13 protein-coding genes are annotated in these 14,222 nt (G+C 55.3%); 3 read left to right on the top strand and 10 right to left on the bottom strand.

What is annotated here, in order from left to right; all coding sequences use genetic code 11:
• Positions 1-280 precede the first annotated feature (280 nt).
• Positions 281-4,168 carry a phosphoribosylformylglycinamidine synthase gene (purL, locus tag OGV83_RS10170; RefSeq protein ID WP_286463534.1) on the bottom strand — a complete coding sequence of 1,296 codons (3,888 nt, stop codon included), beginning with the start codon at positions 4,166-4,168 and terminating at the stop codon, positions 281-283.
• A 267-nt stretch (positions 4,169-4,435) separates the two neighbouring features.
• Here purL and mltF point away from each other — a divergent pair, with 267 nt between their 5' ends.
• Positions 4,436-5,983 carry a membrane-bound lytic murein transglycosylase MltF gene (gene mltF, locus OGV83_RS10165; RefSeq protein ID WP_071258082.1) on the top strand — a complete coding sequence of 516 codons (1,548 nt, stop codon included), beginning with the start codon at positions 4,436-4,438 and terminating at the stop codon, positions 5,981-5,983.
• A 36-nt stretch (positions 5,984-6,019) separates the two neighbouring features.
• Here mltF and tadA read toward each other — a convergent pair whose 3' ends face one another.
• The 3 genes from tadA to murQ all read right to left on the bottom strand — a co-directional run bounded on the left by tadA (position 6,020) and on the right by murQ (position 8,215).
• On the bottom strand, positions 6,020-6,562 hold the full coding sequence (gene tadA, locus OGV83_RS10160) for a tRNA adenosine(34) deaminase TadA (RefSeq protein WP_012131222.1): 543 nt from the start codon (positions 6,560-6,562) through the stop codon (positions 6,020-6,022).
• 17 nt (positions 6,563-6,579) lie between these two features.
• Complete coding sequence (gene yfhb / locus OGV83_RS10155) at positions 6,580-7,215, bottom strand: phosphatidylglycerophosphatase C (RefSeq protein ID WP_012131221.1); 636 nt, start codon at positions 7,213-7,215, stop codon at positions 6,580-6,582.
• A 106-nt stretch (positions 7,216-7,321) separates the two neighbouring features.
• Positions 7,322-8,215 carry an N-acetylmuramic acid 6-phosphate etherase gene (gene murQ / locus OGV83_RS10145; protein ID WP_286463532.1) on the bottom strand — a complete coding sequence of 298 codons (894 nt, stop codon included), beginning with the start codon at positions 8,213-8,215 and terminating at the stop codon, positions 7,322-7,324.
• Between the two features lie 115 nt (positions 8,216-8,330).
• Between murQ and OGV83_RS10140 the strand changes: the two genes are divergently transcribed.
• Together OGV83_RS10140 and yfhL are read left to right on the top strand one after the other, a co-directional pair.
• On the top strand, positions 8,331-9,179 hold the full coding sequence (locus OGV83_RS10140) for a MurR/RpiR family transcriptional regulator (RefSeq protein WP_012131219.1): 849 nt from the start codon (positions 8,331-8,333) through the stop codon (positions 9,177-9,179).
• A 55-nt stretch (positions 9,180-9,234) separates the two neighbouring features.
• On the top strand, positions 9,235-9,495 hold the full coding sequence (yfhL, locus tag OGV83_RS10135) for a 4Fe-4S dicluster ferredoxin YfhL (protein ID WP_012131218.1): 261 nt from the start codon (positions 9,235-9,237) through the stop codon (positions 9,493-9,495).
• A 71-nt stretch (positions 9,496-9,566) separates the two neighbouring features.
• Here yfhL and acpS read toward each other — a convergent pair whose 3' ends face one another.
• The 6 genes from acpS to lepB all read right to left on the bottom strand — a co-directional run bounded on the left by acpS (position 9,567) and on the right by lepB (position 14,217).
• Entirely contained in the window at positions 9,567-9,947 is a 381-nt protein-coding gene (acpS, locus tag OGV83_RS10130) for a holo-ACP synthase (RefSeq protein ID WP_012131217.1), read from the bottom strand.
• Positions 9,947-10,678, bottom strand: a complete 732-nt coding sequence (gene pdxJ / locus OGV83_RS10125) for a pyridoxine 5'-phosphate synthase (protein ID WP_114848589.1) — start codon at positions 10,676-10,678, stop codon at positions 9,947-9,949. Before pdxJ ends, acpS begins: the two co-directional genes overlap by 1 nt.
• Before the next feature lie 11 nt (positions 10,679-10,689).
• On the bottom strand, positions 10,690-11,427 hold the full coding sequence (gene recO, locus OGV83_RS10120) for a DNA repair protein RecO (RefSeq protein WP_024130108.1): 738 nt from the start codon (positions 11,425-11,427) through the stop codon (positions 10,690-10,692).
• An 11-nt stretch (positions 11,428-11,438) separates the two neighbouring features.
• Positions 11,439-12,344: a GTPase Era gene (gene era, locus OGV83_RS10115; protein ID WP_049009470.1), complete on the bottom strand. Its 906-nt coding sequence runs from the start codon at positions 12,342-12,344 to the stop codon at positions 11,439-11,441.
• Positions 12,341-13,021, bottom strand: coding sequence for a ribonuclease III (gene rnc / locus OGV83_RS10110; RefSeq protein ID WP_024130107.1), 681 nt, complete (start codon positions 13,019-13,021; stop codon positions 12,341-12,343). Before rnc ends, era begins: the two co-directional genes overlap by 4 nt.
• A 221-nt stretch (positions 13,022-13,242) precedes the next feature.
• Complete coding sequence (gene lepB, locus OGV83_RS10105; protein ID WP_012131213.1) at positions 13,243-14,217, bottom strand: signal peptidase I; 975 nt, start codon at positions 14,215-14,217, stop codon at positions 13,243-13,245.
• Positions 14,218-14,222 lie beyond the last annotated feature (5 nt).

The following is a 14,222-nucleotide window of genomic DNA, read 5'->3' as shown; positions in this document are numbered from 1 at the left end:
CGTTACAAAACGAACAAAATTTCAGCAAGGTGTCGCCATTCAGAGACACCTAAAAACAAACCTTACGCCATCTTTGTAAATCAATGAGTTAAATGTCTCCTTTTGGCGACACAGACAATCTACTGATGTCGGCATTTCCCGACACCTTTATGGTTGATGGCAGGGCAAAAAAAAGCTCCCTCACGGAAGCTTCCTTGCCGGATGGCGGCTTCGCCTTATCCGGCCTACGCGTATGTCCAGGCCCGATAGTGCTTTGCTTATCGGGCCATTTACGTGCGGATTAACCTAACTGCTTACGCGCATTGCGGAAAATACGCATCCACGGGCTGTCTTCGCCCCAGTTTTCCGGGTGCCAGGAGTTGCTGACAGTGCGGAAGACGCGCTCCGGGTGCGGCATCATAATGGTGGCGCGACCGTTTTCCGTGGTAACGGCGGTGATGCCATTTGGCGATCCGTTCGGGTTGGCCGGGTAGTTTTCCGTAACCTTACCGAAGTTATCGACATAACGCAGCGCAACCAGACCTTTGCTTTCCAGCCCAGCCAGATGCGCATCGTCACGCACTTCAACGCGCCCTTCACCGTGGGACACCGCGACAGGCATCTGCGAGCCAACCATTCCCTGCAACAGCAGAGACGGGCTTTGGGTCACTTCCACCAGGCTGAAGCGCGCTTCAAAACGGTCAGAATGGTTACGCACAAAACGCGGCCACAGATCGCTCCCCGGAATCAGTTCACGCAGGTTAGACATCATCTGGCAACCGTTACATACACCAAGCGCCAGCGTCTGCGGGCGGTGGAAGAACGTTTCGAACTCGTCGCGTACGCGATTGTTGAACAGAATCGATTTCGCCCAGCCTTCACCCGCGCCCAGCACGTCACCGTAAGAGAAACCGCCACAGGCAACCAGCGCCTGGAAATTACCCAACCCAATACGGCCAGCCAGCAGATCGCTCATATGCACATCAATCGCGTCAAAGCCCGCGCGATGGAACGCCGCCGCCATCTCAACGTGGGAGTTCACGCCCTGTTCGCGCAGTACGGCAACCTTCGGACGCGCGCCGGTAGCAATATACGGCGCGGCGATATCTTCATTGATATCGAACGACAATTTCACGTTCAGACCCGGGTCGGCATCGTTGGTTTTTGCGTCATGTTCCTGATCGGCACATTCCGGGTTGTCGCGCAGGCGCTGCATCTGCCAGGTCGTTTCCGCCCACCAGGTACGAAGCGTGGTGCGGCTTTCGCTGAAGACGACCTGCCCGTTGGATTCAATCACAAAACGGTCGCCGGAAACGGCCTGACCTAAATAGTGTACGCAGTCACTCAGACCGTGCTTCGCCAGCAGCGCCTCGACCGCTTCGCGATCGGCCGCCCGCACCTGGATCACTGCGCCCAGTTCTTCGTTAAACAGCGCCGCCAGACGATCGTCGCCAAATGTTGCAATATCGGCCTGGATGCCGCAGTGACCGGTAAAGGCCATCTCGGCAAGCGTGACCAGCAGGCCGCCGTCGGAACGGTCGTGATACGCCAGCAGTTTACGCTGCGCCACCAGCGCCTGAATCGCATCGTAGAAGCCTTTTAACTGCGCCACATCGCGCACGTCTGCCGGTTTGTCGCCCAGTTGACGATACACCTGCGCCAGCGCCGTTGCGCCCAGCGCGTTATGCCCCTGACCCAAATCGATCAGCAGCAGCGCGTTATCTTCGGTCGAGAGCTGCGGCGTGATGGTATGACGCACATCTTCCACGCGGGCAAACGCGGAAATCACCAGCGACAGCGGCGAGGTCATTTCGCGCTGCTCGTTGCCTTCCTGCCAGCGGGTTTTCATCGACATAGAGTCTTTGCCCACCGGAATCGTCAGGCCAAGCTGCGGGCAGAGTTCTTCGCCTACCGCTTTCACCGCGTCATACAGACCGGCATCTTCACCCGGATGACCGGCCGCCGCCATCCAGTTTGCGGACAGCTTGATGCGTTTGATATCGCCAATCTGGGTCGCGGCGATGTTCGTCAGCGCTTCGCCAACGGCCAGACGGGCGGAAGCGGCAAAGTCCAGCAGCGCTACCGGCGCACGTTCACCGATAGACATCGCTTCGCCGTAGTAGCTGTCGAGGCTGGCGGTGGTCACCGCGCAGTTCGCCACCGGCACCTGCCACGGGCCGACCATCTGATCGCGCGCCACCATACCAGTCACGGTACGGTCGCCGATGGTCACCAGGAATGTTTTCTCCGCCACGGTCGGCAGATGCAGAACCCGTTTAACCGCATCAGCAATCGTGATATCAGCACGATCCAGCGCATCGCCTTTCGCTGTCAGCGTCTGCACGTCGCGGGTCATTTTCGGCGTTTTACCCAGCAGCACGTCCAGCGGCAGATCGATCGGTTGATTATCGAAGTGACTGTCGTTCAGGGACAGATGCTGTTCTTCGGTGGCCTCACCGATCACCGCATACGGCGCGCGCTCACGCTTGCACAACTCATCAAACAGCGGCAACTGGTCGGCGGCCACGGCCAGCACATAACGCTCCTGAGACTCGTTACACCAGATTTCCAGCGGGCTCATGCCCGGCTCATCGCTGAGGATATCGCGCAGCTCAAATTTACCGCCGCGCCCGCCGTCGCTCACCAGCTCCGGCATCGCGTTGGAGAGACCGCCTGCCCCGACGTCGTGAATAAACAGGATCGGGTTGGCATCGCCTAACTGCCAGCAGCGGTCGATCACTTCCTGGCAGCGACGTTCCATTTCCGGGTTATCACGCTGCACGGAGGCAAAATCGAGATCCGCATCCGACTGACCAGAAGCCATAGAGGACGCCGCCCCGCCCCCCAGACCAATGTTCATCGCCGGCCCACCGAGCACGATCAGCTTTGCGCCAACGACGATCTCGCCTTTCTGTACGTGATCGGCGCGGATGTTGCCGATCCCGCCCGCCAGCATGATCGGCTTGTGGTAGCCGCGCAGCTCTTCGCCGTTGTGGCTGTTTACTTTTTCTTCGTAAGTACGGAAGTACCCGTTCAACGCCGGGCGACCAAATTCATTATTAAACGCCGCGCCGCCCAGCGGGCCTTCGGTCATAATGTCCAGCGCGGTAACGATACGCTCTGGTTTACCAAAATCTTCTTCCCACGGCTGTTCAAAGCCCGGAATACGCAGGTTAGACACGGAGAAGCCCACCAGACCCGCTTTTGGCTTCGCGCCGCGTCCGGTTGCGCCTTCATCACGAATCTCACCACCAGAGCCGGTCGCCGCGCCCGGCCACGGCGAGATTGCCGTCGGGTGGTTATGGGTTTCCACCTTCATCAGGATATGCGCAGGCTCCTGATGGAAGTCATAGCGACCGCTCTCGTGGTCAGCGAAGTAGCGTCCCACGTCAGAACCTTCCATCACCGCCGCGTTATCTTTATAGGCAGACAACACATGATCCGGCGTGGTTTCAAAGGTGTTTTTGATCATCTTAAACAACGACTTCGGCTGCGGTTTCCCGTCGATAACCCAGTCAGCGTTAAAAATCTTATGGCGACAGTGTTCGGAGTTTGCCTGCGCGAACATATACAGCTCGATATCGTTCGGATTGCGCCCCAGCTTCGTGAAGGCGTCTTGCAGGTAATCAATTTCGTCATCCGCCAGCGCCAGACCCAGACGCAGGTTGGCGTCAGTCAGCGCCTGACGCCCTTCACCCAGCAGATCCACACTGGCAACCGGCGCAGGCTGGTGATGAACAAACAGTTTTTCCGCATCAGATAAAGAAGAGAACACGGTCTCCATCATCCGGTCGTGCAGTTCAGCGGCAATCGTCTGCCACTGTTCAGCCGTGAGCGTAGCGGCTTCAACGTAGTATGCAACGCCGCGCTCCAGGCGGCTTACCTGTTGCAGACCGCAGTTATGGGCGATATCAGTCGCTTTGGAAGACCAGGGGGAGATGGTGCCAGGACGCGGCGTGACCAGCAGCAGCTTTCCTTCAGGGGTATGGCTGCTTAAGCTCGGCCCATATTTCAGCAAACGTGCAAGTTGCACGTGCTCATCCTCGTTTAAGGGGGCGCTCAGGTCAGCAAAATGGACATACTCAGCGTAAATATTGTGGACCTGAAGATTGGCCGCCTGAAAACGCGCCAGCAGTTTGTTAATACGGAATGCAGACAGTGCAGGCGAACCACGCAGAATTTCCATCATAAGTCTCTCGTCTTCGAAGCGCCTGAGGCGCTTTAAGTGTGCGCAAGGGGGGAAACGGGCGACATTATAAAGAATCTGACGCCCCGACGAAACCGTTTGCGTCGAAATAAAATCGCCGCCTTTTCTTATCATACGGTGCGGCCAATCATTCTAATTAGTTGCCAACTGGCGCATTGTTGCGCAAAATGCCGCACATTCATGATGATTTTAACCCACCAAAATGACATTAGCAGGCTGAGATTACGCACGATTCAGAGAATTAACTAATTGAAAAAATTAAAGATTAATTATCTGTTCATCGGCATATTGACTCTGCTGCTGGCAGCGGCCCTCTGGCCATCAATCCCCTGGTTCGGCAAAGCCGACAATCGTATCGCCGCGATTCAATCGCGGGGAGAGTTACGCGTCTCGACAATAGAGTCGCCGCTGACTTACGCCCGCATTAACGGAAAAAAATACGGTCTGGATTACGAACTGGCGCAGCAGTTCGCCAGCTATCTTGGCGTAAAGCTGAAAATTACCGTACGCCAGAATATCAGCCAGCTATTTGACGATTTAGATAACGGCAACGCCGATCTGCTGGCGGCAGGACTGGTTTACAACAGCGAGCGCGTGAAGAATTATCAACCCGGCCCGACCTACTATTCCGTTTCGCAACAGCTGGTTTACCGGGTAGGACAATACCGGCCTCGCACGCTGGCCACGGTGAATGAAAGCCAGCTCTCTATCGCGCCTGGGCATGTCGTGGTAAATGACTTGCAGGCGCTGAAAGAGACAAAATTTCCCGATCTGAGCTGGAAAGTCGATGACAAAAAAGGGACAGCGGCGCTGCTCAGCGAAGTCATCAGCGGCAATCTGGACTATACCATTGCCGATTCTGTCGCGATCAGCCTGTTCCAGCGCGTACATCCTGAACTGGCCGTCGCGCTGGATGTCACCGATGAGCAGCCTGTCACCTGGTTTAGCCAACTGGACGATGACAACACGCTTTCCGCTGCACTGCTCGATTTCTTCAACGCTATTAATGAAGACGGCTCACTGGCGCGTATGGAAGAGAAGTATCTGGGGCACGGCGACGATTTTGATTATGTCGATACCCGCACCTTCCTGCGGGCCGTGGACGGCGTACTGCCCGATCTCCAGCCGTTGTTTGAAAAATACGCGCAAGAGATAGACTGGCGCCTGCTGGCCGCAATTTCCTATCAGGAGTCACACTGGGACCCGCTGGCCACCTCCCCGACGGGCGTTCGCGGTCTGATGATGCTCACCAAAAACACCGCGCAAAGTCTGGGGCTGACGGACCGTACCGATGCGGAACAGAGCATCAGCGGCGGTGTGCGTTATATCCAGGATATGATGGGCAAAGTGCCTGAAACCGTGCCGGAAGAGGAGCGTATCTGGTTTGCGCTCGCCGCCTATAACATGGGTTATGCACATATGCTTGACGCCCGTGCGTTGACGGTTAAAACCAGGGGCAACCCGGATAGCTGGGCCGATGTAAAACAACGGCTGCCGCTGCTCAGCCAGAAACAATATTACAGCAAGCTGACGTACGGCTATGCGCGCGGGCATGAAGCCTACGCTTATGTGGAAAATATTCGGAAGTATCAGATTAGCCTGGTCGGCTATCTGCAAGAAAAAGAGAAGCAGACGGCAGAAGCGATAAAGCTGGCGCAGGATTACCCGGCAGTGTCTCCGGCCGAGTTTGACACGGAGACATTTCCTTTCTCTTCTTTCTTATCGCAGCCGTCATCGAACTACCTGTCACACTCTCCTTCTTTGCCGTTTTCACTGAAGAAGAAAGACGAAAACTAATCTCACAGGGCTGGACGCTTTCGCGCCCTGGCTGCCCTACAACGATTCTTGCGAAGATTTTTTTAGCGCTTTGATCTCCTGGCGACGCATGCGGAAGAAATCACTGAGCAGCGCTGCGCACTCATCGCGTAACACACCTTCGGTGATCTCTACGCGGTGGTTCATGCCCGGATGATGCAATACGTCCATCAGCGACCCTGCCGCGCCGGTTTTCGCGTCGCGAGCGCCAAATACCACCCGACCAATACGGCTGTGTACCATTGCTCCCGCGCACATCACGCACGGCTCCAGCGTCACGTAAAGCGTGGTATCCAGCAAACGGTAGTTCTGAAGCACCAGCCCGCCCTGACGTAGCGCCATGATTTCAGCGTGCGCAGTGGGATCATGATGACCTATCGGACGGTTCCAGCCTTCGCCAATGACGCGATTGTTATGCACCAATACCGCGCCAACCGGCACTTCACGCTCATCCCAGGCGCGTTTCGCCAGCGTCAACGCATGACGCATCCAGTATTCGTGGCTAAATTCAACATCAGACAAAGGAGACACTCCGGTAATAAAAGCGGGCGCATTATACATGGGCGCTATCGTTAACTCTATTCGAGTTGCTGGAGCTCCCCTCGCGGCGTGACGCGCCAGCGATGCTGGCAAAAATAGAGAAGCGGGTTATCCTGCTTACTGTCGCTGTAGCCGCTGTACAGACGTAACGGCGCACCAATCTGGCGTTCCAGTTGGGCGACCTTCTCGTGCCCCAGACAGCGCATAGTCAGCAGCCAGCCGCCGTAGCCACGCCGCATCTGGCTGGCGATCAGGTTCACGCGCGGCAGCCAGAGCGTATCGAAATAGACCTGTTCCACCAGCGATTGCGGAGAGCCGGTAATCAGCCAGATATCAGCGTCAGAGCTTAACAGATAGGTCGTCAGGCGCTCCTGAACAACCGGAAACGCCGTGACGTTATCGCGAAACCAGCGAACGAAATCCGCCTGATGCGCCTTGAGCCGCGCTTCACTGTGACCGAAGGTACAGCCCCATAACAGCAGGCTCATCGGCCAACGCGCCGCCCGACCTTTAATCAACAAGCCAATCCCGATAACCGGCAATAACGGCAGCACGAGCAACGCATTCAGCGGCTGGCGACGCAACAGATAACGCAGGAAACTGCCAAACATATCCTGCTGGTGCAACGTACCGTCCAAATCAAAAAATACGACACGACGCTCGTGATTAACCAAACCCTACTCCTCTGGATTGTTGAAGCCCAATAGCCGGGTTAACCGCAACCCGGCGATAATCGTTACCAGATAGACTAACAGATAGAACCTCAATTTTCCGGTAACGTTAGCGTTCTAACGCCGCCCGTAGAAATCCCTGGTGAGCGGACAATTTCGCCCTTGCGTCTTCGGCATTCAGCCCGGTAAGCGCCATCAGAATGGCCGGTTTAACCTCAAAATCTGTCTGCTTAAGCAGCGCTTCGGCCTCTTCACGCGTAATCCCGGTAGCCTCAACCACCATCCGGCACGCTCTGTCGACGAGCTTAACGTTGGTGGCTTTCATGTCCACCATCAGGTTCTGGTACACCTTGCCGAACTTCACCATCGCCCCGGTGGAGATCATATTGAGCACCAGTTTTTGCGCAGTACCGGATTTCAGTCGCGTCGAACCGGTTAGCGCCTCCGGCCCAACGACCGGCGAAATGGCGATGTCAGCCTCACGCGCGATGGGAGAATCGGGATTACAGGAGATAGCCACCGTGACGCAGCCCACCTGACGCGCGTATTTCAACCCGCCAATGACGTACGGCGTACGACCGGACGCCGCCAGCCCGACAACCAGATCCTGCGCGGTCACGTCAAGCGCCCGGAGATCGTCCTCCCCTAACTGCTGACTGTCTTCCGCGCCTTCCACCGCTTTCAGCAGCGCGCCAGGCCCGCCGGCAATCAGCCCGATCACCAGCCCGTGCGGTACGCCAAACGTTGGTGGGCATTCGGAGGCGTCCAGAACGCCAAGGCGTCCGCTGGTGCCTGCGCCCATATAAATAATGCGCCCTCCCGCCTTTAAGGCGTCGGCGGCGGCATCTACCGCGCGGGCAACGTCTGGCAGCGTCTCTTTTACTGCTTGCGCTACAAGCGTATCCTGTTGATTAAAACGATGAACCAGCTCAAGCGTAGGGAGTGCGTCAAGATCCATAGTCTGTGGATTGCGGGTTTCTGAAACTAACGAGCCGAGATTCATTTTTGTTCCTTAGGAATTTTTAATTCATAATAACGATAATAATGGAATATTATATTCTTTCGGGCGAGGGAAAATCTTTTTATGATCCCCGTCATGTTTTTCGCCAGGAGTCCTCATGAACTGTTTGATTCGTATACGTCAGCGTTATCCGGACCTCGCACAAAGCGATAAAAAGCTTGCTGATTATATTCTTGCTCAGCCGGATGATACACGGCATCTCAGCTCACAACAGCTTGCCGTTGAGGCGGGCGTTAGTCAGTCCAGCGTGGTAAAATTCGCGCAGAAACTGGGCTTCAAAGGCTTTCCGGCACTGAAGCTGGCGATCAGCGAAGCGCTGGCCAGCAATCCAAATCCTCACTCTATTCCGGTACATAATCAGATCCGGGGCGACGATCCAATGCGGCTTGTCGGCGAAAAATTGATCGAGGAAAATGTCGCCGCAATGCACGCAACGCTTGATGTTAACAGCGAAGAGAAATTGTTCGAAAGCGTCATGATGTTGCGCAATGCCCGGCGTGTTGTCATAACCGGTATTGGCACATCGGGCCTGGTAGCGCAGAACTTCGCCTGGAAGCTGATGAAGATAGGATTCAATGTCGTCGCCGAACACGATATGCATGCGCTGTTAGCCACCGTGCAGGCGCTGGCGCCGGACGATCTCCTGCTGGCTATCTCCTATAGCGGCGAGCGCAGAGAGTTGAATATGGCGGCGGATGAAACGTTGCGGGTGGGAGGAAAGGTTCTGGCGATCACCGGCTTTACACCGAATGCCCTGCAACAACGCGCCACCCGTTGCCTGTATACGATCGCCGAAGAACAGGCCACGCGCAGCGCCGCAATCTCCTCTACGCATGCGCAGACGATGTTGACGGATTTGCTCTTTATGGCGCTGGTACAGCAGGATTTGGGGCGCGCGCCGGAGCGTATTCGCCACAGTGAGGCCCTGGTAAAAAAACTGGTCTGAGCAAAGAATGCGCGTATAATGCCCGCCCGGTTTGTGATGTTTTGAGAGTTTCCTGATGGCCCTGTTAATCACTAAAAAGTGTATCAATTGCGATATGTGCGAGCCTGAATGCCCGAATGAGGCGATTTCAATGGGCGACAGCATTTACGAGATTAACAGCGACAAGTGCACCGAATGCGTGGGCCATTACGAAACGCCGACCTGCCAGAAGGTGTGCCCGATCCCCAATACCATTCTCAAAGACCCGGCGCATGTCGAAACGGAAGAACAGCTGTGGGATAAGTTTGTTCTGATGCATCACGCGGATAAGCTGTAATTCTCCCTGATGGAATGACGCCAGGCCGGATGGCGACGTAAACGCCTTATCCGGCCTACAAAGACCCGAATCTAGCTTTCGATGATCACCGTCGCACAGGCGTAATGACGTTCATCCGCTAATGTCACATGCATATGCGCCACGCCCAGCCTCTCCGCCAGTTTCAACGCCTCACCCCACAAACGCAAACGCGGTTTACCCAGCTCATCGTTAAACACTTCAAACTGATTGAACGCCAACCCGTTGCGAATGCCGGTGCCGAACGCTTTTGCCGCCGCCTCTTTTACCGCAAAACGCTTGGCGAGAAAACGCACCGGTTGCTGATGCGTCTCCCAGATAGCCCATTCGTTGTCGCTAAGCACGCGTCTTGCCAGGCGTTCTCCAGAACGGGAGATCACCGCCTCAATGCGGGCGATCTCCACAATATCCGTGCCTAACCCCAGAATCGCCATTAGCCGCGCGCTTCCAGCATCAGGCGTTTCATCTCGGAGACCGCCTCTTTCAGGCCGCTCATGACCGCCCGCCCAATAATGGCATGACCGATGTTCAGTTCATGCATTTCCGGCAGCGCGGCAATGGCCTGCACATTGTGATAGGTCAGGCCATGACCGGCGTTCACTTTCAGCCCCAGGCTTGCCGCAAACGTCGCCGCTTTGGCGATGCGCGCCAGTTCCTGCGCTTGCTCAGCATCCGTTTTAGCATCCGCATAACAGCCGGTATGGATTTCAATGTACGGTGCGCCAACGTCCGCAGCGGCTTTTATCTGTTCTTCATCGGCATCAATGAACAGCGATACCAGAATACCTGCATCTGCCAGTCGTTTGCAGGCATCACGCATTTTGTCACGCTGACCCGCGACGTCCAGCCCGCCTTCGGTGGTCACTTCCTGACGTTTTTCCGGCACCAGGCAGCAAAAATGCGGCTTCGTCTCAACGGCAATCGCCAGCATCTCTTCAGTCACCGCCATTTCCAGATTCATACGCGTATCCAGCGTCTGGCGCAAAATGCGTACATCACGGTCGGTAATATGGCGACGATCCTCGCGCAGGTGTACGGTTATACCATCCGCCCCCGCCTGCTCGGCGATAAACGCCGCCTGTACCGGGTCCGGGTAAGCAGTACCACGCGCATTACGTAAAGTGGCAATATGGTCAATGTTGACGCCTAACAGTAATTCAGCCATGACAATCCTCGTTAATCATTATTCGTATTTTCTGCCCGCCCTGGCCGTTTCGGCATAAATTGTCGAAACAGTTCCCGGCTTTTTAACGGCTTACCACCAAGATACGGCTTTAGCGCCATGCGGGTAAAGCGTTTCGCCGCGCGCAACGTATCAACATCAGGAAATTCTCGTGCATCCAGCGCTTTCAGATGCCGCCCGGTAAAGGTGCTGTTATCAATGACCACGCTGGCCATGAATCCCTTCTCTTCGCGATAGCGGTAGGTCATGGTGTCATCGACCGTCTCGCCGCTCCCTGCGCAATGCAGAAAATCCACGCCGTAGCCCAGATGCCCCAGCAGGGCGAGTTCGAAACGGCGAAGCGCAGGTTCGGGCGAACCGGTCGCGCCAGCCAGCGACTGAATACAGTTCAGGTAATCAAAAAAGAGTTCAGAGAAGCGCGTTTCGTATTCCAGAACGCGGGAAAGCAGTTCGTTGATGTACAAACCGCTATAAAGCGTGATACCGCTTAAGGGGAGCGCCAGAGAGACCGCTTCAGCGCTGCGTAAGGTTTTCACCTCGCCGCGCCCGCCAAAGCGGAGCAACAGTGGCGTAAAAGGTTGTAATGCGCCTTTCAGACTGGAACGTTTAGAGCGTGCGCCTTTGGCAACCAGACGCACGCGTCCCGACTCTTCCGTGAAGACGTCCAGCATCAGGCTGGTTTCGCTCCAGGGGCGACTATGCAGGACGAAAGCTCTCTGCCAGCCTTCCACGTAGTGCTAACTCAGAGGTCGTCTACATAACCGAGACTGCGCAGCGCACGCTCGTCATCGGCCCAGCCGGATTTCACTTTCACCCACAGTTCCAGGTGTACCGGCGCTTCGAACATTTCCTGCATGTCTTTTCGCGCTTCGATACCGATGGTCTTGATTTTGGCTCCTTTGTTGCCAATGACCATCTTCTTCTGCCCTTCGCGCTCAACGAGGATCAGGCCGTTAATATCATAACCGCCGCGTTCGTTAGAAATGAAACGTTCAATCTCAACGGTCACGGAATACGGCAGTTCGGCACCGAGGAAACGCATCAGTTTTTCACGGATGATTTCAGACGCCATAAAGCGCTGTGAACGATCGGTGATGTAATCTTCCGGGAAGTGATGAGTCGCTTCCGGCAGGTGTTTACGCACGATACCAGCGATGGTATCCACGTTCATGCCAGTTTCCGCAGAAACAGGCACGATATCGAGGAAGTTCATCTGGCTTGCCAGGAATTGCAGGTGCGGCAGCAGATCGGCCTTTTCCTGTACGTTATCCACTTTGTTAACGGCCAGAATGACCGGCGCTTTACCGTCGCGCAGTTTATTCAGCACCATCTCGTCATCCGGCGTCCAGCGGGTGCCTTCCACGACAAAAATGACCAGCTCAACGTCGCCAATCGAGCTGCTTGCCGCCTTGTTCATCAGGCGGTTGATGGCGCGTTTTTCTTCCATATGCAGCCCCGGCGTATCAACATAGATAGCCTGGTACGCCCCTTCGGTATGGATACCGACGATACGGTGACGCGTGGTCTGCGCTTTACGGGACGTGATCGAGATCTTCTGTCCGAGCAGCTTGTTCAACAGGGTGGATTTGCCTACGTTCGGACGTCCGACGATGGCAATAAATCCGCAATAGCTTTTATCTTCGCTCATTCCAGCTCCAGTTTTTTCAGCGCCTGTTCGGCGGCAGCCTGCTCCGCCTTACGACGGCTCGAACCCGTGCCAACCACCGGTTCACTCAGGCCGCTGACCTGGCAGTGGATAGTAAATTCCTGATCGTGTGCCTCGCCGCGCACCTGCACCACCAGATAAGACGGCAGCGGGAGATGACGACCCTGCAAATATTCCTGCAAACGCGTTTTCGGATCTTTTTGTTTATCGCCCGGGCTGATTTCATTCAGGCGCGTTTGATACCAGTTAAGGATCAACTTCTCGACGGTTTGGATATCGCTGTCGAGAAAAACGCCGCCGATTAACGCTTCTACGGTATCCGCCAGAATAGATTCACGACGGTAGCCGCCGCTTTTCAGTTCACCAGGCCCTAAACGTAAGCATTCACCCAGATCAAATTCACGGGCCAATTCCGCCAGCGTATTGCCGCGCACCAGCGTGGCGCGCATACGGCTCATATCACCTTCGTCCACACGCGGGAAGCGGTGATAAAGCGCGTTGGCGATAACAAAGCTCAAAATCGAGTCGCCTAAAAATTCTAAACGCTCATTGTGTTTACTGCTGGCGCTGCGGTGGGTTAATGCCTGCTGCAACAGCTCCTGATGAGTAAAAGTGTAGCCCAGCTTCCGTTGAAGCCGATTAATTACGATGGGGTTCATGCGATACCAATAAATGAATGCGTCAACAATTCAGCACACGAAACAGACCTGAGGAAACCAACGCTGTTTAGTGTGCCGTGGCAACCTGACGGCGCCAACCTAAAACTTCGGGGGAATATTCTATACACAACGACAGGGGATGTCGTTAGTCTGCGGAGATTTATCCAATAAATAATTCATGTTGTCGCCGCAATGACGACAACATGAACGATTATCAGAAATTAATGGATCCCACCAATACGGCTTAAGCGTACGCCGGTCGGCCATTCACCTTCCTGTTTGTCGAAACTCATCCAGATCGCGGTCGCTTTACCAACCAGATTCGCTTCCGGTACAAATCCCCAGTAACGGCTGTCCGCGCTGTTATCGCGGTTATCACCCATCATGAAGTATTGTCCTGGCGGTACGATCCAGGTCGCCAGTTGCTGCCCCGGCTGACGGTAATACATCCCCGCCTGATCCTGTGCGATCGGTACGGTCAGAATACGGTGGGTTACGTCGCCCAGCGTCTCTTTACGCTCCGCCAGACGAATGCCGTTATCTTTCGTTTCGTTTAACGGCACTTCAAAGAACCCACTGCTGGCTTCTCCCCCATTACGTCGGGCAAAGGTCTGCACGAAATCGCTGGGTTGAACGTCAGAGTAAGTCACCGGCAGCGCGTTTTCACACGCCTGACCGGAACGGCACCCTGGTTGTACAGTAACCTCTTTGGCTACCGGATCGTACGTCACTTTGTCACCCGGCAGGCCGACAGCGCGTTTAATGTAGTCCAGGCGCGGATCTTCCGGGTATTTAAAGACCACGATATCACCGCGTTTCGGATGACCCGTTTCAATCAACGTTTTCTGGTAAATCGGATCTTTAATTCCATAGGCGAATTTCTCCACCAGAATAAAGTCACCGATTAACAGCGTCGGCATCATCGAACCCGACGGGATCTGGAAAGGTTCATAGATAAATGAACGTACCACCAGCACAATCGCCAGTACCGGAAAAACCGAAGCCCCAGTTTCCAGCCAGCCCGGCTTAGGCGCCACTTTTTTCAACGTGGCTTTATCCAGTGAATCACCCGCAGCGGCCTGTGCCGCTGCCTGACGTTCCCGACGTTTTGGCGCGAAGATAAATTTATCAACGCACCATAAAATGCCCGTCACCAGTGTGGCAATCACCAGAATCAGGGCAAACATATTCGCCATGCCAA

The sequence above is a fragment of the Citrobacter sp. CK189 genome (assembly GCF_030333505.1).
In the GTDB taxonomy this organism is placed as follows: domain Bacteria; phylum Pseudomonadota; class Gammaproteobacteria; order Enterobacterales; family Enterobacteriaceae; genus Citrobacter_B; species Citrobacter_B koseri.
The sequence above is the reverse complement of the archived record's forward strand: the minus strand, read 5'-3'. Positions and strand labels throughout refer to the sequence as shown.

Bases quoted from the DNA above. Each gene is read 5' to 3' on its own strand.
- murQ (WP_286463532.1), bottom strand. From the start codon at position 8,215: ATGAATCTCGGCTCGTTAGTTTCAGAAACCCGCAATCCACAGACTATG.
- tadA (WP_012131222.1), bottom strand. From the start codon at position 6,562: ATGTATAATGCGCCCGCTTTTATTACCGGAGTGTCTCCTTTGTCTGAT.
- rnc (WP_024130107.1), bottom strand. From the start codon at position 13,021: ATGAACCCCATCGTAATTAATCGGCTTCAACGGAAGCTGGGCTACACT.
- OGV83_RS10140 (WP_012131219.1), top strand. From the start codon at position 8,331: ATGAACTGTTTGATTCGTATACGTCAGCGTTATCCGGACCTCGCACAA.
- era (WP_049009470.1), bottom strand. From the start codon at position 12,344: ATGAGCGAAGATAAAAGCTATTGCGGATTTATTGCCATCGTCGGACGT.
- acpS (WP_012131217.1), bottom strand. From the start codon at position 9,947: ATGGCGATTCTGGGGTTAGGCACGGATATTGTGGAGATCGCCCGCATT.
- purL (WP_286463534.1), bottom strand. From the start codon at position 4,168: ATGATGGAAATTCTGCGTGGTTCGCCTGCACTGTCTGCATTCCGTATT.
- pdxJ (WP_114848589.1), bottom strand. From the start codon at position 10,678: ATGGCTGAATTACTGTTAGGCGTCAACATTGACCATATTGCCACTTTA.
- yfhL (WP_012131218.1), top strand. From the start codon at position 9,235: ATGGCCCTGTTAATCACTAAAAAGTGTATCAATTGCGATATGTGCGAG.
- lepB (WP_012131213.1), bottom strand. From the start codon at position 14,217: ATGGCGAATATGTTTGCCCTGATTCTGGTGATTGCCACACTGGTGACG.